We start from the raw sequence: 18,001 nt of genomic DNA, 5'->3' as shown, positions 1-18,001 counted from the left end.
GATTATATTTTCTACGAACTGATCGGGACGATCATTATTAAATTTACGGATGAAATTATGTTTTATTTGAAATCAGCGTTCAACTTAAATGTTTATAAAAATGGAATTGTATTTGGAGTCATTGGGGTTTCTACATTATTTTCACTTTCTTGTTATGCAGAAGATAATTGGACTTTTAATTTAAAAAATGCCTTGATCGATCGTAATTATGATAATAGTGCAGTTAAAGATACTGGAAGTTGGTCACAAAGTGCATCTTTATTTTATAAGTCAGATTATTATTCTACACCCATTGAAAATTTAGACATTGGTGTGGATGGTACTGTTCAATACGCGGTACGTTTAAGTCATGATAAAGGTGTGGCTGATACCGTTTTACCCTTTGATACTGAAGAAAAAAAGCAGGCAAGTGATTTCTTGAAATATGGTGGTACACTTAAACTGAAGTACGATCAGACTGAGTTACGTGTGGGTGAGTTATGGCCTGATCTTCCAGTAACAGCAGTGGACCGTAGCCGTCAATTATTGGCTTCTTATCAAGGTGTCAGCCTAAATTCGAAACTTACCGATCAATTAAGTGGTGAAATTGGTGTAATCACGAAAGTTTCACCACGTAATCAGGAAGGTTTTCATAAACTTTCATTTACTAAAAATGGAAGAACATATTATTCTGATGGTTTAAATTATATTGATGTGCGATATCAGCCAATTAATAATTTAAAATTAGAATATTATTATGGAAATTTGGATAATCTTTATAATAAACACTATTTAGGTGTGGATTATTTAAGTAAATTTTCTTCCGATTTATCATTAACCTCTAAAGTTAAATATTTTAAAGCCAGTGAAGACAATAAAAACTATGACATTGACAGTCAAAATATCGGATTATTAGAAATTCTCAAATATAAAAATCATACTTTTGGTTTGGGTTATCAACAAATTATTGGTGATACCTATCCTTTACCAGATGGTTTTTTGCCTGAAACCTATTTTATTAACTGGAATGCAACAGGGTTTTTTAAGGAAAACGAGAAATCTGTTCATTTTATGTATGGTTATGATTTTAAAGATTATGTGCCTGGTCTAAATGTGATGTTAAAACATGTTTATGGTTATGATTTTAAAACGGTTTTAGGTCAGCGCAATAAAGAACAAGAAACCAATTTAATCGTCAATTATGCATTTCAAAACCCTGCATTAAAGGGGGTTGCATTCCAATGGTTATATATTCCTTACAAAGTCCGTTATGGCAATGATTTTAATGAAAATCGCGTCTTTTTAAGCTATAGCAAAAAATTCTAAGGGTTTAAAAAAGTTCCTTATGGAAGGAGGAGAGAACATGTCTCAGGAAATTAATGTCAATCAGATGATTGACGAATCAAAACTTACACCCTTTCATTGGCGTGTGATTGTTTTAAGTACGCTGATCATTATTTTTGATGGATATGATCTGGTGATTTATGGCGTTGCTTTACCTTTGCTCATGAAAGAATGGGCAATTGATCCAGTCACCGCAGGTTTTATTGGTAGTGTTGCGTTATTTGGCATGATGTTCGGTGCGCTGATTTTTGGTACGATGGCCGATAAATTAGAGCATCTGAATATTAGCCGTAAAAAAGTCATTGCGGTTTGTATTATTTTATTCAGTTTATGCACGGTACTTTGCGGTCTTTCTAAAACCACGACTCAATTTGCAATTTTCCGTTTTCTGGCGGGCGTGGGTATCGGTGGTGTCATGCCCAACGTGATTGCTTTGGTCAGTGAATATGCACCTAAGAAATTTAAAAGCTTCTTTGTTACCCTAATGTTTAGTGGTTACGCCATTGGCGGTATGGCTGCGGCAGCGTTGGGTTCTGTGTTAGTTCCTGTATATGGCTGGAAGATCATGTTTATGATCGCGGGAATCCCGTTGATTATTCTATTGCCATTGATGAAGTTATTACCTGAATCGATTGACTATCTGGTACGTAAGAAGAAGGATGAAACAGTACGTTATATTTTATCCAGACTTGTACCGAGCTATCAAAATCAGCCTGATGATGTTTTTGTCTTGAATGCCAGTAACCAAACTCAGGCACAAGCACCGATTAAAATGATTTTTACAGAACAACGTGCCTTTAGTACCGTAATGTTTTGGTGTTCGATTTTCATGACGTTAATCATGGTTTATGCACTCGGTAACTGGTTGCCAAAACTTATGATCGAAGCAGGTTATAATTTATCAAAAAGTTTGATTTTCTTATTCTCACTTAATGTTGGTGGCATGATTGGCTCGATTTTGGGCGGTTATTTGGGTGATCGCTATAATGTGAAATATGTGACCATGGCGCTACTTCTACTTGGTGCAGTGTCATTAAGTCTACTGTCGTTCCAGTTTGATAGCGTGGTGTTGTACTTCCTAATTGCCTGTGCTGGTGCAGCATCAATCGGGACACAAATTATGTTGTTGGCGTATATGGCACGTTTTTATGCTCCAAATATTCGCTCAACAGGAATTGGCTGGGGCTTGGGTATGGGGCGTGTCGGGGCGATTCTTGGGCCTATTCTAACGGGTTGGTTATTATCATTACATCTGCCACATTTTTATAATTTTCTAGCGCTGAGTATTCCTGCGGTGATTGGCATAGTGACTGTATTTTTAATTAATGATCGTCGGGCTTATCATGCCGATCAGCAGGAAATCGTAGCCACTGATCCACAGGAAAAATCTAAAATTTCTGAGCCTGCTGTGCAATAAATGATTAAGTGAGATCACATTGCATGAAATGATTTATCCAAAAAATGTCTGCTGCTTTACAGCAGACATTTATTTACATTAAGGCATTATTGGAAAAACCTTCATAGGCATAGATCTGGCGAATGGTTTCAAGCATTGAGTATAGATAGGTGCTTTCTTCCATATTTCGCGCCGCAATAAAAATAGGGCTAATCGCATCGGGATCGAGTAAAGGCACATAGCTTAAATTATATAGCTGAATACTGGTGGTGCTTTCTGGAACAATACAAATACCTTCACCTGCGGCTACTAAGCCTAAAGCCAATTGTACTTCACGGACATCATTGAGCTTGGTGGGTTCGAGTCCGTGTTCAGAAAAGATCGATAGTACATGCGTAGAGAAATTGGGTTTTGTAGTCGTTGGATAAAGTAAAATTCTTTCATCGACAATATCAGTTAAATGTACGCCAGTGTCTTTCATGCGGTTAAGTGGGTGGCTGGCATGCACTGCAACCATTAAGCGTTCATTTCTGAGCAAAGTGCGTTTAATCGCAGGATCACTAATTTTAAGTCTTCCAAACCCAACATCGATGCGTCCGTCTTTTAAGGCTTCGATTTGTGCATTGGTGCCCATTTCATATAATTCAATTTTGAGATTGGGATGTGCCTGACGATATAAATAAATAATGCGAGGTAATAATCCAAATAATAACGAACCGACAAATCCAATTTTAATGGTCGTTTCGACAGAAGCGATACGTTTGGTCATAGAGATCATTTGATCTGCATTGGACAAAAGTTTAACGGCATATTGATAAAAAAATTGACCAACTGAAGTGGTTTTAACAGGTCGACTACCACGTTCGAGCAACTGTAAGCCTAATTCTTCTTCCAGATTTTGAATTTGTCGGCTTAAAGGCGGTTGCGCGATACAAAGTTTATCTGCCGCTTTGGTAAAACTTTGTTCTTCGACCACTGCAACAAAATACCGTAAATGTCTAAGTTCCATTTAAAATACTCCAAAGGTATTTTAGTATACAAATAATGTGTTGGAATTTATTAAAACATTCTTTTAAGGTATAAACAAGCAATAGCTGATGTGATGATGGAACATGTATAAATCAGTTGAAATGGCTTTTGTCGATATTGCCACAAATCGACCATAGCAATATCAGTCGCGATTACACAAACCCAGACAAGGTAAGTAATGACTGCTGTTGAGATTGCGGATGAAGCCGAAATTTGCCCACCGTAATCTGAATAAGCCATTCAAATAGAGTGTTTTACTTTTGAATTGCTCAAAGCACCGAACCTGTTTGCATCATCTGAAGTAGAACAATCACCGCGCAAGTGCTTAATTGCGATTAGGAATCAGGTTATGTCATATCAAGTAGACAAACCTGATGACTTCCTTAAATATCTGGAAAGTCGGAGAATGGACATGCCACGTATTCCTGTTATCAATACTAGCCATCTTGACCGTATTGATGAATTACTCGTTGATAATATCGAAACAGGTGAATTTAAACTTCATCGTTCAGTTTTTACAGATCAAGCCTTATTTGACCTTGAAATGAAGTATATCTTCGAAGGTAATTGGGTGTACTTGGCACATGAAAGCCAGATCCCCAATAATAATGATTATTACACCACATATATTGGTCGTCAGCCGATCTTGATCGCACGTAATCGTAATGGCGAACTCAATGCGATGATCAATGCTTGTTCGCACCGTGGCGCACAGTTGTGCCGATATAAAAGTGGCAATAAATCAACTTATACCTGTCCATTTCATGGTTGGACGTTCAATAATTCAGGCAAATTACTCAAAGTTAAAGATCCAAGTGACGCAGGTTATTCGGACTGCTTTAACAAAGATGGTTCACATGACCTGAAAAAAGTAGCGCGATTTGAAAGTTATAAAGGTTTTCTATTTGGCAGCCTAAATCCAGATGTACCTACTTTGCAGGAATTTTTAGGTGAAACCACCAAGATTATTGACATGATTGTAGATCAATCTGATCAAGGTCTGGAAGTTTTACGTGGATCATCTACCTACACCTATGAAGGTAACTGGAAACTGACCGCCGAAAATGGTGCGGATGGTTATCACGTTTCTGCGGTGCACTGGAACTATGCGGCGACAACGCAACATCGGAAAGAAACTCAGGCAGGCGATAATATTCGTGCCATGAGTGCAGGATCATGGGGTAAACAGGGCGGCGGTTCTTATGGCTTTGAACATGGTCATATGCTGCTATGGACACAATGGGGCAACCCAGAAGATCGTCCGAACTTCCCTAAAGCCGATGAATATACCGAGAAATTTGGTGCAGCGATGTCTAAATGGATGATCGAGCGTTCACGTAATTTATGCCTGTATCCGAATGTTTATTTGATGGATCAATTTGGCTCACAAATTCGGGTATTGCGTCCAATTTCAGTCAATAAAACCGAAGTTACGATTTACTGTATTGCCCCTGTTGGCGAAGAACCTGAAGCGCGCACACGTCGTATTCGCCAGTATGAAGATTTCTTTAATGCTTCAGGTATGGCAACGCCAGATGACCTAGAAGAATTCCGTGCTTGTCAGGCAGGCTATGCAGGGATTGATCTGGAATGGAACGACATGTGCCGTGGAGCAAAACATTGGATTTATGGGCCAGATGATGCAGCGAATGAAATTGGCTTAAAGCCTGCAATCAGCGGCATTAAAACCGAAGATGAAGGTTTATATCTGGCACAGCACCAATACTGGCTTAAAACCATGAAACAGGCGATTGCTGCTGAAAAAGATTTTGCTTCAAGTCAAGGAGAGACAGCATGAATGTTTCAGCAAGCCTAGATAAAATCACGATTGAAAATGTCTGCCAGTTTTTATACCGCGAAGCCCGCTTTCTGGATGATGAACAATGGGATCAATGGCTAGAATGCTATGCCCCCCAAGCATCGTTCTGGATGCCAGCTTGGGATGATAATGACAAACTTACTGAAGATCCACAGTCAGAAATTTCACTGATTTATTACCCTGACCGTCAGGGTTTGGAAGATCGAGTATTTCGTATTAAAACAGAACGCTCGTCCGCCACCATGCCAGACACCCGTACTGCACACAATATCAGCAATGTTGAAATTGAGTCGCGTGAAGGTGATCAAGCCACCGTACGTTTTAACTGGAATACATTAAGTTTCCGTTACAAGAACAGCTATAGCTACTTTGGCATGTCGCGTTATGTGATCGATTTTTCAGGTGAAAGCCCAAAAATCCTGAGCAAGTACGTCGTACTTAAAAACGACTACATCAATCAAGTGATTGATATTTATCATATCTAAAAAAGAGGTCAACCTCAGTCAAAAGGAGACTTGGCTGAGGTCTCAAAGTTCAATAATTTTGTAGGATTCATGCCATGTCAAACCATCATGTAGCACTTCAATTTGAAGATGGCGTTACCCGTTTTATTCGTGTCGCACAAGGCGAAACCCTGTCTGATGCAGCTTATCGTCAACAAATTAATATTCCACTAGATTGTCGCGAAGGCGCATGTGGAACTTGTCGAGCATATTGTGAATCAGGTAGTTATGACATGCCTGAAGATAACTATATTGAAGATGCATTGACCCCAGAAGAAGCTGAACAGGGCTATATTCTGGCCTGTCAATGTCGTCCAACGTCTGATGCGGTATTTCAGATCCAAGCCTCTTCCGATGTTTGTAAAACCAAGATTCATAGTTTTGAAGGCACTTTGGCGCGAGTTGAAAATCTGTCTGACTCTACAATTACCTTTGATATTGAGCTAGATGAAGGTCAACCCGACATTCATTTTCTTGCAGGACAATATGTCAATGTTGGCATTCCTGGAACAACAGAAACACGCTCTTATTCATTTAGCTCTAAACCCGGTCATCGTTTAACAGGTTTTGTGGTGCGTAATGTCCCTCAAGGCAAGATGAGTGATTTTTTGAGTAAACAGGCCAAATCAGGCGACAAGATGACCTTTACTGGGCCATTCGGTAGCTTCTACTTACGTCCTGTAACTCGCCCTGTCCTCATGCTGGCGGGTGGAACAGGCATTGCGCCATTCATGTCGATGCTTCAAGTGCTTGAAGAAAAAGGTGCTGAGCATCCAGTACGCTTAGTCTTTGGTGTGACCAATGATTTTGATCTAGTCGCACTGGAAAAACTAAACGAGCTTCAACAAAAATTACCTTGGTTTGAATACCGTACCGTTGTGGCGCATGCAGACAGTCAACATGAGCGTAAAGGGTATGTCACAGGTCATATCGATAATGACTGGCTGAATGGCGGTGATGTTGATATTTATCTGTGCGGCCCTGTGCCAATGGTCGAAGCAGTAAGAGGCTGGCTAGATACAGAAGGTATTAAACCTGCCAGCTTCCTGTTTGAAAAATTCTCTGCCAATTAATTTTGTGACCTGAATCATGTGGAGCAAAAGATGACCCAAATGCAGCGGTTTAATCAGAAAGTGGTGATTGTCACGGGTGCAGCACAAGGCATTGGTCAAGGTGTTGCGCTTCGAATTGCAGCCGAAGGCGGAACATTGGTCTTGGCTGATCGTTCTGACCTAGTGGATGACGTTTTAAAGCAATGTCAACATTTAGGTGCTACAGGCAGTTGTATCCATGCAGATCTGGAAACGTATGCAGGTGCACAGGCTGTGGTAGCACATGCAATTGAATACTATGGTCGAGTCGATATATTAATTAATAATGTCGGTGGTGCAATCTGGATGAAACCTTTTCAGGAGTTTTCTGAAGAGGAAATCTTGAAAGAAGTAAATCGCTCTTTATTTCCAACGCTCTGGTGTTGCCGTGCGGTCTTGCCTGAAATGATAAAAAATCAGAAAGGTACCATTGTAAATGTATCCTCTATTGCAACACGTGGTATTCACCGTATTCCATATTCAGCCTCAAAAGGCGGTGTAAATGCTCTAACTGCATCACTGGCATTTGAACACGCCCAAGATGGAATTCGAGTCAATGCCATCGCGACAGGAGGAACAGAAGCACCACCAAGAAAAATTCCACGTAATGCTAATCCACTCTCCGAAAATGAAAAGACATGGATGCAGCAAGTGGTAGATCAAACCATCGATCGAACTTTCTTGGGTCGCTACGGCAGTGTTGATGAACAGGTCAATGCGATTGTGTTTTTGGCATCAGATGAATCTTCATATATCACTGGCAGTGTGATTCCTGTCGGTGGTGGTGATCAGGGGTAACTGATCACTTTTAAAAAGCTAACAGGATGATTCTGCAAGGAGGCACTATGACATCCCTGTTTAAAACCTTAAAAGAGGATTGGTCGCTATCAGCCACAGTGGCGGGTTTTTTAGCTGTTCTGATCTCTTATTCTGGACCACTGATTATATTTTTTCAGGCTGCCCAGAAAGCACAGGTTTCGCCAGAAATGATGATTTCATGGATCTGGGGTATCTCAATCGGGGCTGCCCTGACTGGCATTTATTTATCGATTCGTTTTAAAACCCCCATCATTACTGCTTGGTCGGCACCAGGTACGGCTCTACTTGTAACTTTATTTCCAAATATTAGTTTAAATGAAGCAGTCGGAGCCTATATCAGTGCTGCCATTGTCATTTTAATTGTTGGCATGACAGGCTATTTTGATAAATTGCTGAAATGGATTCCACAAGGAATTGCAGCCGGTATGATGGCGGGTATCCTATTTCAATTTGGACTTGGGCTATTTCACGCGACTGATTCTTTGCCGCTAATCGTGTTTAGTATGCTGTTGTGCTATTTATTGGCACGACGCTTTTCGCCACGTTATAGCATGTTGTGGGTATTGTTATGTGGCGTCGCATTGAGTTTCTTGTTGGGTAAAATGAATCCTGTAACAATGGATTTTCATTTAGCAATTCCGCAGTTTATTCGGCCTGAATGGTCATGGTATTCCACCTTAAATCTGGCGATTCCTTTAATTTTAGTGAGCTTAACTGGGCAGTTTTTGCCGGGTATGGCCATTTTAAAACTCAGTCATTACGATGTGCCAGCCAAGCCAATTATTGCAGCAGCTAGTCTTGCTTCCCTTGCGGTGGCCTGTGTGGGTGGTATTACGATTGTACTGGCATCGATTACCGCAGCGTTATGTATGGGCAAAGATGCGCATGAGCTTAAAGAAAAGCGTTATATTGCAGGGGTCGCAAACGGTTTGTTTTATATTTTAGGTGGTTTGTTTGCAGGCAGCCTTGTGGCGCTTTTTAGTTTACTTCCTAAAGAACTGGTCGCGGCACTCGCTGGGCTTGCACTACTTGGCGCTATTGCCACGAATATGCGTATGGCAATGCAAGAAGATACGCAACGCGAAGCCGCGCTAATGACCTTTCTGGCGACGGTATCGGGTATGCATTTTCTAGGTTTAAGCTCAGTTTTTTGGGGAATGTGTATCGGAATGGCAGCATACCTGATCTTGATAAAACGCAATAGCATTCTTGCGGCTGTGCCAGAGTCATGCTCTCGTTCAGGTAAATAATGGTTTAAGTTTTATCTAAATGAAGCAGGGTTGATAGAGCGGGATGCAGCAACTCTGATTGAAGCACTTGGCTGGAATGGGATGATCGCTTTTGACTGATTTATTGCTTCACTATACCCAGTGAATATTTTTTCAGACGATAGTCCAGTGTTGCCCGACTAATACCCAGTAAGCGCGCAGCCTCAGACACGTTAAATTGGCTCCGATTCAACGCAGTTTGAATCAGATCCAACTCAAACTGTTCCAGAGAAAAATTTTGATCCAATAAATGTTCAATCGTCTGCTGCTGTGTTGCTGTAAGGTTGATATCAGAAGATAACACCTGATCGTGCGTGGATTGCGGATGGTGCAAATGCTGTTGCGGTAATAGACTACTTAATTTGATCTCTTGTTGATGATCGGTCAACAAAGTCGCACGTTCCAACATATTTTCGAGTTCGCGGATATTGCCCGGCCACTCATAACCCATTAAATAATTTAATGCTTTATCACTCAAACCTTTGATGGTTTTATCATACATATTCTCAAAGCGTTTTAAAAAATGTTTTACCAATAGTGGAATATCATCGCGCCGTTCGCGTAATGGCGGAATCACTACAGGAAATATATTTAAACGATAGAATAAATCGGCACGAAAGCGTCCTTGCTGCACTGCTTCAAACAAATCTTCATTGGTGGCAGCGACAACCCGAACATCAATATAACGAGTTTGAGAATCGCCCACCCGTTCAAATTCACCTTCTTGTAATATCCGTAGTAGCGCAGCTTGCGCACGAGGAGATAGCTCAATGACTTCGTCCAGAAAAATGGTTCCGCTATGCGCACGTTCAAACTTGCCCATGCGTGATTGGGTTGCACCTGTATAAGCCCCTTTTTCAACACCAAACAGTTCAGCTTCAATTAGATCGGGTGGAATACTGGCACAATTGACGGCAATAAAAGCTGAATTTTTACGTTGACTGGTTTCATGAATTCCACGGGCAAATGCTTCTTTACCGACACCAGTTTCTCCTTGTAATAAAACAGCTACCTTACTGCCCGCAGATTTTTTGAGTAATTCACATACCTGCCGATAAGCGGCGGATTCACCGACTGAATTAAACATGGTGTAATCTGCTTCAGCGGGCGTATAAATATTCTGTTTTAGCGTTTTTAATTCTGCCTGAAGGGCAATGATCTGATCAGCCACAGGATCGGGCGACATAAAACGAATAAGCTCATCTGCATTTTCCCAAGCTGCCAAGGGTTTGCCAATAATCTGACAATGATCATCTCCTTTAGCAGAACACTTGGTTTCCTGATAAATAATGGTTTGTCCCATCACAAAGCTACTATAGCCACAAGCATATCCAAGCAACATCCAACAGGCAGGTTCATTTGACGTGCCAAATTCATTGAGATGCACTTCGGATTCAAAAGAATGCAACCAGTTAAAATCGGCATAAAAGTTGCCAGTTTCATGTGAGAGCTTGAGGGTATTGACTTCGACTTGTACCATGCCGCGAATGCCATGCATTTGAGGCCCTGCCATAAATGCTTCTTCGGCGGTCATATTCGGACGTAGTTTATTGGTGACTTCGGCATCTTTCATGCCTGCCTGATAACCACAACGAATAAAAAAATGTTTGGTTCGTTCATGCCCAAGCATTTGATAGAGGTCTTTACGCAGATAGCCCATGATGCTGGTATGCAATAGCAGCATACGGTTTTCTTCAAACCAGATTTGACCATGTTGGGCATCAAACTGAATATTGTCCAGTAAGTCCTGAATATTCTGATTTTGTTTGAGTCGAGGTTTAAACAGCCGTTGGTCCTTGGCATGCATGGTCAGTTCCCATCCTAGGTGATGACTTTATACCAAAGTGTAGCTTATTTTGTGGCTTATAGTGATGAGCGTTAGAGCATAATTCTATACCCAAAAAGTATGATAAAAACGCAATCCACGTTTTCAGTTATACGCTATTTATGTGATGGTTCGCTGTTCATGATTTGCTGAATATTCCCAATTTTTTGTTCATCATTTGCTGAAATTAATCTTTATTTAAATAAATAAAAACTCGAATACACATCCGATAAATTTTTAACTATCTGAAAATTATAACTATTAAATAGTTGGCACAAGTTTTGATAGAGATCTGATATGCAGCAATGCAATGGAATGATTTTTTACAAGATCAGCCTGTTGAAATCAGACGGGTATGGATCAGGGATAGCCAATATGAATCACGTTGATTGTTCAAATGTCAGCTTTACCAAATATATTCGGATTACGGGCGATCGACATGCCAAGTTCGTTGAGTTCGATTTCGCCATCAATGATCCGACCTTATTTGTAGAACTGGTATTGCCTCAACAAGCTTTTGAAGATTTTTGTCGTATCAATCAGGTGGTCGAAATGACCGAGCAGCAACAGCAACTGAATGATGCCCTTGAAGATAAATGGCGTTACGGCATAGAGCCAACCCTTGTGCGTCAGACACGCCAAAGCTCAGATCAAGATGATCAATCTTAAGTCGATACGGAGATAAACATGACTTTAGAAATTAAAACATCAAGCATTCAGCCAGTCCGCCAGACCTATGCCTATATAGAACGACGTTTTGGCAATAAGCCTGCAACTCGTTATCAAGAAGTGAGTTTTGATATTCAGGGCGAAGCAAATTTTCATTATCGTCCGTTATGGAAACCAGATAAAACCCTGAACGATAAAACTCATACCGCACTAGTGATGCAAGACTGGTATGCCTTTAAAGATCCTCGCCAATTTTATTATGGCGCATATGTACAACATCGGGCGCGTCTACAAGAAAGTACTGAAAATAATTATGCGTTTTTTGAAAAACGCCGTTTAGTCGATAACTTGAATGAAGAGGTTAAGCAGAAAATTATCACGGCACTGCTGCCGTTTCGTTATGTCGAACAGACAGCCAACCTGCACATGATGTCAGGCAGTGCTTATGGTTATGGGACAGTCATTACTCAAGCCTGTATTTTTGCTGCAATGGATCGTTTGGGAATGGCGCAGTATTTATCCCGTATAGGTTTGATTATTGATGATAACTCTGCCGAAGCATTGGATCAGGCAAAAGACCATTGGATGAATGATGCGGCATGGCAGCCTTTACGTCGCTTATGTGAGTTGAGTCTGACCGAACAGGACTGGTTCAAGTTGTATCTATTACAAACTTTATTAATCGACAGCATGTTGCAGGCTCTAGTTTATGGTGAATTGGATCAATGGCTGGTAGAGCATCAGGGGCGTGATATTGCAATGCTTACTGAGTTTATGCAGGAGTGTAATAGCGATCTACGCAAATGGTCGGATAGCGTACTTAAGACGGCGGTCGATGAATCGGAACACAATAAAACCTTAATTCAAAAATGGATAGAAGAACTATTACCACAGGTCAAATCTGCTTTTGAAGCATGGGCAAATCTGGGATTGGAACAAAGTAATGTTGATCGTGCGATGAGTCTGATTGCAGAGCGTTGTAAACGTGCAGGCTTGTTACTTAATTTGGTCTAAGGGATTCAGGGAGAACACCACATGTCAAAAGTTTATTTAGCATTACAGGACAATGACACCTCACGCTATATCGTCGAGGCAATTGAACAGGATAATCCTGAAGCGACAATTCAATATTTGCCCGCCATGATTCGCATCGAAAGTGATGGCGAACTGATCATTCTTGCGCAAACCGTAGCAGAAAAACTTGGACAAGACTGGGATATTCAATCCCTGCAACTGAACATGATCACACTCGGTGGAAACGTAGAAGAAGATGATGACAGTTTTAAATTGAAATGGAACTAACTGTTTCTTGATTCTGTTTTTTAGGATCAAAGATTTAGATCACAAATAATGAGCAAGGATTTCAGGATGAATAGCCAAGTTAAAAACCCAAGTAAAAAACTCAATGCCAAAGATCGCTACCGTATGCTGACACGTGATCTGGATTGGGAATTTTCATATGCAGATCGTAAAGATGCGTTTCCTTATGAAGAGTTTGAAGGCATTAAAATTACAGATTGGTCGAAGTGGGAAGATCCATTTCGTCTGACAATGGATGCCTACTGGAAATATCAGTCGGAAAAAGAAAAAAAATTGTATGCAATTTTTGATGCTTTTGCCCAAAACAACGGGCAACTCAATGTAAGCAATGAACGTTATCTCAATGCAATTAAGCTATTTCTAACCGCTGTTACGCCACTGGAATATCAAGCCTATCAGGGTTATGCGCACGTCGGTCGTCAGTTTAGTGGGATTGGCGCACGGATTGCTTCGCAGATGCAGTCTATTGATGAGTTACGTCATGTGCAGACCCAGATTCATGCCATGAGCCATTACAATAAATTTTTTAATGGCTTCCATGACTGGGCACATATGCATGACCGCGTTTGGTATCTGTCTGTACCAAAGTCATTTTTTGAAGATGCACGTTCGGCAGGGCCATTTGAATTTTTGTTAGCCATTAGTTTTGCCTTTGAATATGTATTGACCAATTTATTGTTTGTGCCCTTTATGTCAGGTGCCGCTTATAACGGCGATATGGCAACGGTGACATTTGGTTTTAGTGCGCAATCGGATGAAGCTCGTCACATGACTTTGGGACTAGAAATTGTCAAATTTTTGCTTGAACAGCACGAAGACAATGTTCCAATTGTACAAGAATGGATTGATAAATGGTTTTGGCGTGGAACCCGTTTACTGTCGATTGTCGGCATGATGATGGACTATATGCTGCCAAATAAAGTGATGTCATGGAAAGAAGCATGGGAAACCTATTTTGAGGAAGCAGGCGGCGCTTTGTTTAAAGATTTGAGTCGCTACGGTATTCGTATGCCGAAATACAGCGATGTTATCCTTAAAGAAAAAGAACATGTTTCACATCAGGCATGGTGGATTTTCTATAACTTTGGTCATGCCGCAGGCTTCCATACATGGATTCCGACGGATGAAGAAATGGATTGGTTATCTGAAAAATATCCAGATACTTTTGATCGTTACTACCGTCCGCGTTGGGAATTGGCACGTCAATTAGAAGCCGAAGGAAAACGTTTTTATTCTGATGGTTTGCCACAACTTTGCCAGATTTGTCAGATTCCGATGACCTTTACCGAAATGGATGGTGACCAGAGCATGTTCAGCTATCGTGATGCGATTTATAACGGTGAGCGTTATCACATGTGTTCAGATGGTTGTCACGATATCTTCTGCCGTGAACCTGAAAAATATGTACAGGCATGGCTGCCTGTGAACCAAATTTTACAAGGCAACTGTGGTGGCCCTGATCTTGAAACCATTCTTAAAGAGTATTACCACATTCGCGCAGGTGAGGACAATCTGGATATTGAAGGTTCGCCAGATCAGCAACTCTGGAAAAAATGGAAAGGACAAAGCGCATAAATCACCCCTGTGTTGATGAAATTGCGGAAAAAAATAGGTCTTTAAAGACATCAAGGATATCTCGGATATTTGCAAGGAAGGAAGCAATGCAAATATCCGACAATAGGAGAACGAGACATGCCAGTACGTGCCATTACTAAAAATTACAGCTTTAGCCCAAGAGATGCCCAAGCCAACTATGGTGACAATATTTTGATTTACATCGGCTGGGATCATCACACTTTATTTTGTTCTGCTAAAGCATTTTTGATTTCACCACACGCTACATTTCAACAGCTTTTGCAAACGCTAATGCCCGCAGGTTTCTCGCAGCACCCTGACTTTAATGCGATTGATTGGCAGCAAGCAAAATTTCAACTGGATCGAAAAGAATTCAAACTTCAGCCTGATGCTACTTTGGCAGAACTGGGCTTTGGACATAAGTCCTTACTACGCTTTTCGACCCCTGGTTTAAATGGCTATAACAATACCTATGTCTGATCAGGAGGTGTGAAATGAGTTATCAAGTTACGATTGAACCCCTTGGCACCACCATCGAGGTTGCCGAAGATCAAACGATCCTTGATGCGGCATTGCGTCAGGGTGTTTGGTTACCCTTTGCCTGTGGTCATGGGACATGTGGAACTTGCAAAGTGCAAGTGACAGATGGATTTTATGATGTTGGTGACGCTTCACCTTTTGCTTTAATGGATATCGAGCGTGAAGAACAAAAGGTTTTGGCCTGCTGTTGTAAACCTGAATCTGACATGATCATTGAGGCAGATGTAGATGAAGATCCAGATTTCATTGGTTATCTGATTGAGGATTATCAGGCGACTGTATTATCGATTAGTGATCTTTCTCCGACCATTAAAGGGGTCCGTTTACAGATCGATCGTCCTATGCAATTTCAGGCAGGACAATATATCAACTTGCAACTACCTGATATCGAAGGAACACGGGCATTTTCAATTGCAAATTCGCCCAATGAACTGGGCATTATCGAACTGCATATTCGCCATGTACAAGGCGGTGTAGCAACGACCTATGTACATGAGCAGCTTGCAGTCGGCGATGCATTACAGCTTTCAGGACCATATGGACAATTCTTTGTCCGTAAGTCCGATATGCAGGATGTCATTTTTATTGCAGGCGGATCAGGTTTATCGAGTCCACAGTCGATGATTTTGGATTTATTGCAATCTGATGACCAACGTACCATTTATTTATTTCAAGGCGCGCGGGATGTGGCTGAGCTTTATCATCGCGAATTATTTGAAGATTTAGTCAAGCAATATTCTAATTTTCGTTATATCCCTGCTTTAAATGCGCCAAAAGCAGAGGATCAATGGACAGGGTTTACAGGCTATGTGCATGAAGCGGTTGCCAATTATTTCGAGCAGCGTTGTTCTGGACACAAAGCATATTTATGTGGGCCACCTCCAATGATCGATGCAGCAATTTCTACATTAATGCAAAGTCGTTTGTTTGAAAGGGACATCCATACCGAACGCTTTTTAAGTGCTGCTGATGGTGCAAAAGCAGAATCACGTTCAGCGTTATTTAGGCATATTTAAAAGACAAGATATTTGGTAGTTCCAGAGCGCATCATCATTTTGGAACTGCCAAGTTAGAACTTTGAAATACGCTGAATTTACTACCAATACTGCATTTAGCAGCAATATTTTAGTTAAGGACAATAAAATTAGACTCGCATCAGAACTAATACTGCTTAAATAAAGAGCTTGGATCATTTTCTGTCTTGTACTTTATTTTCAGTATGGGTGAGGTGCATGCCAAATTTCGGGGATTGGAGTTTGGCCAGAGTCTCATTCAGGATGGATAGGACGCAAAATATGAAACAACAACAATGGAATAAACAACCCATAAACAGAAAAATCTTAAAGAATATAAGTGGCGTGGCCGTTGGGATAATGTTAGGAATTTTTTCAAGTTCCGTATGTGCGACTGAAAGTGGAGCAGATTCGTTTCCTCATGGTGCAGAAGGCATTATGGCAGGCGCTTTACCACCCGCAGGTTTATATTTTTTAGGCTATTACCAGCAATATCGTGCGACAGAATTTCTCGATTCCAATGGCGACGAACTGATTCCAGATTTCGATTTGGATGTGCATGCATTTGTACCACGTATGGTCTGGATGACTGATCAGAAAATTTTGAATGGACAGTTAGGATTTTATGGCATTTTGCCGTTGGTCGATTTACGTGTACAAATGGCTGGAGAGCGTGATCATCGAAGTGGTCTTGGCGATATGATGCTAGCTCCTATGTTAGGTTGGCACAACGGCAGTCATCACTGGATTGCAGCTTTTGAGAATATTTTACCTACAGGCGATTATGATGCAGATCGTCTCGCCAACATTGGTAAAAACTATTATACCTTTAGACCAATTTTTGCTTATAGCTATAATCATGCGGGTTGGGATATCTCGACTAAAATGGCCTATAGTTTTAACACCGAAAATAACGATACAGATTATCAGTCAGGGCAGTATTTTTCGGCAGATTACAGTCTCGGTTATCAGGTATTTCCTGATGTGAGTATCGCGGTTCAAGGCTATGTCTTTAAACAAATGAGCGATGATAAAAAAGAGAGCATTGATATCGGTTTCCGTGGTGAAAGTATTGCTGTCGGCCCAGCAATTCAGTATCAGCAACAAGGTTGGTCGCTTGAAGCAAAATATTTAACCGAAACAAAAGTGGAAAATCGACCTAAAGGAGATACTGCATGGTTAAAACTCATCTGGGCTTTTTAGTTGATTAAAATAATTTTGAATATCCTCTGTTCCCATCTATGGATTGGAGGATATCTAAAAAAATACATAAAAATTCTATGATGAAATAAGTATTTAAAAAAGAATTCAACCAATCTAATTAAAAATCTTAATCACCTTTCAGCTTAAAAATAGCCCTCTCTTTTGTCTAAGCTAATATTCCATTTATGATGGTAAAGCATCACACTGTATCTATTGAATACAGACTTTGATTCCTCAAAAAACTATTTCACAAGATGTTATGTTGTGTTTTTAATTTAATGAAAAATAATAAATTTTATGGCTTAAATGACCCTGTAAGTTTAACTTTCCAACTACAGACAAGAAAAATATGTATTACACATTAACATACCTAAAAAGCATGAAAACATACTTTTAGAGGTGTTGGATAAAACATGCTTTTTCGGTAGAGTTGATCATTAAGGAACAGATAAAAGCAGGCTGCAAATCCATAACGCATTTACGATTTCACAGTGAAACACCCCAAATTTATAGGTCAGTTAATTGTGAAATACCCATGCAACATGTGGACGTAGTTTGAAAGTTGGGCTAGCAGCGTAAGCCACCCAACTTATTCATTTTGGCGATTT

16 protein-coding genes are annotated in these 18,001 nt (G+C 40.5%); 14 read left to right on the top strand and 2 right to left on the bottom strand.

Annotated elements, in window-relative coordinates:
• The first annotated feature begins 57 nt into the window (after window positions 1-57).
• Entirely contained in the window at window positions 58-1,305 is a 1,248-nt protein-coding gene (locus tag A7A69_RS08060) for an OprD family outer membrane porin (protein WP_152876862.1), read from the top strand.
• A gap of 37 nt (window positions 1,306-1,342) precedes the next feature.
• Entirely contained in the window at window positions 1,343-2,740 is a 1,398-nt protein-coding gene (locus A7A69_RS08055; RefSeq protein WP_171500795.1) for an MFS transporter, read from the top strand.
• Between the two features lie 73 nt (window positions 2,741-2,813).
• Here the strand turns inward: A7A69_RS08055 and benM are convergent, their stop codons facing one another.
• Window positions 2,814-3,728 (bottom strand): benzoate utilization transcription regulator BenM, encoded by a 915-nt coding sequence (benM, locus tag A7A69_RS08050; RefSeq protein WP_152876860.1) that lies wholly within the window; start codon window positions 3,726-3,728, stop codon window positions 2,814-2,816.
• Window positions 3,729-4,160: 432 nt separating this feature from the next.
• Between benM and benA the strand changes: the two genes are divergently transcribed.
• From benA to benE, 5 genes are all read left to right on the top strand, one after another.
• A complete protein-coding gene (gene benA, locus A7A69_RS08040; RefSeq protein ID WP_120370415.1) occupies window positions 4,161-5,546 on the top strand; it encodes a benzoate 1,2-dioxygenase large subunit BenA in 1,386 nt (461 codons plus the stop codon).
• The gene (benB, locus tag A7A69_RS08035) at window positions 5,543-6,052 is read left to right on the top strand and encodes a benzoate 1,2-dioxygenase small subunit (RefSeq protein WP_151832913.1); all 510 of its coding nucleotides are present in this window, start codon (window positions 5,543-5,545) and stop codon (window positions 6,050-6,052) included. The genes benA and benB overlap by 4 nt, the downstream gene beginning before the upstream one ends.
• A gap of 74 nt (window positions 6,053-6,126) precedes the next feature.
• On the top strand, window positions 6,127-7,143 hold the full coding sequence (gene benC / locus A7A69_RS08030) for a benzoate 1,2-dioxygenase electron transfer component BenC (protein WP_152876858.1): 1,017 nt from the start codon (window positions 6,127-6,129) through the stop codon (window positions 7,141-7,143).
• Between the two features lie 30 nt (window positions 7,144-7,173).
• Window positions 7,174-7,959, top strand: a complete 786-nt coding sequence (locus A7A69_RS08025) for a 1,6-dihydroxycyclohexa-2,4-diene-1-carboxylate dehydrogenase (RefSeq protein ID WP_152876856.1) — start codon at window positions 7,174-7,176, stop codon at window positions 7,957-7,959.
• 47 nt (window positions 7,960-8,006) lie between these two features.
• Window positions 8,007-9,230 (top strand): benzoate/H(+) symporter BenE, encoded by a 1,224-nt coding sequence (gene benE / locus A7A69_RS08020; RefSeq protein WP_152876854.1) that lies wholly within the window; start codon window positions 8,007-8,009, stop codon window positions 9,228-9,230.
• A gap of 100 nt (window positions 9,231-9,330) precedes the next feature.
• Here the strand turns inward: benE and mobR are convergent, their stop codons facing one another.
• The gene (mobR, locus tag A7A69_RS08015) at window positions 9,331-11,055 is read right to left on the bottom strand and encodes a phenol degradation transcriptional regulator MobR (protein ID WP_152876852.1); all 1,725 of its coding nucleotides are present in this window, start codon (window positions 11,053-11,055) and stop codon (window positions 9,331-9,333) included.
• 393 nt (window positions 11,056-11,448) lie between these two features.
• On the opposite strand from mobR, the gene A7A69_RS08010 reads away from it, so the two are divergent.
• From A7A69_RS08010 to A7A69_RS07980, 7 genes are all read left to right on the top strand, one after another.
• Entirely contained in the window at window positions 11,449-11,742 is a 294-nt protein-coding gene (locus tag A7A69_RS08010) for a phenol hydroxylase subunit (protein WP_151981866.1), read from the top strand.
• Between the two features lie 18 nt (window positions 11,743-11,760).
• Window positions 11,761-12,756: an aromatic/alkene monooxygenase hydroxylase subunit beta gene (locus tag A7A69_RS08005; protein ID WP_152876850.1), complete on the top strand. Its 996-nt coding sequence runs from the start codon at window positions 11,761-11,763 to the stop codon at window positions 12,754-12,756.
• 21 nt (window positions 12,757-12,777) lie between these two features.
• The gene (locus A7A69_RS08000; RefSeq protein ID WP_151724887.1) at window positions 12,778-13,044 is read left to right on the top strand and encodes an MmoB/DmpM family protein; all 267 of its coding nucleotides are present in this window, start codon (window positions 12,778-12,780) and stop codon (window positions 13,042-13,044) included.
• 66 nt (window positions 13,045-13,110) lie between these two features.
• A complete protein-coding gene (locus A7A69_RS07995) occupies window positions 13,111-14,637 on the top strand; it encodes an aromatic/alkene/methane monooxygenase hydroxylase/oxygenase subunit alpha (protein WP_152876848.1) in 1,527 nt (508 codons plus the stop codon).
• Between the two features lie 117 nt (window positions 14,638-14,754).
• Window positions 14,755-15,117, top strand: coding sequence for a phenol hydroxylase subunit P4 (locus A7A69_RS07990; protein WP_152876846.1), 363 nt, complete (start codon window positions 14,755-14,757; stop codon window positions 15,115-15,117).
• A 14-nt stretch (window positions 15,118-15,131) separates the two neighbouring features.
• A complete protein-coding gene (locus tag A7A69_RS07985) occupies window positions 15,132-16,193 on the top strand; it encodes an NADH:ubiquinone reductase (Na(+)-transporting) subunit F (protein WP_152876844.1) in 1,062 nt (353 codons plus the stop codon).
• 321 nt (window positions 16,194-16,514) lie between these two features.
• On the top strand, window positions 16,515-17,393 hold the full coding sequence (locus tag A7A69_RS07980; protein WP_338325128.1) for a SphA family protein: 879 nt from the start codon (window positions 16,515-16,517) through the stop codon (window positions 17,391-17,393).
• Window positions 17,394-18,001 lie beyond the last annotated feature (608 nt).

The sequence above is a fragment of the Acinetobacter guerrae genome (assembly GCF_009372255.1).
Taxonomy (GTDB): Bacteria; Pseudomonadota; Gammaproteobacteria; order Pseudomonadales; family Moraxellaceae; genus Acinetobacter; species Acinetobacter guerrae.
Note: the sequence above shows the minus strand (reverse complement) of the source record. Positions and strands in the feature narration are given on the sequence as shown.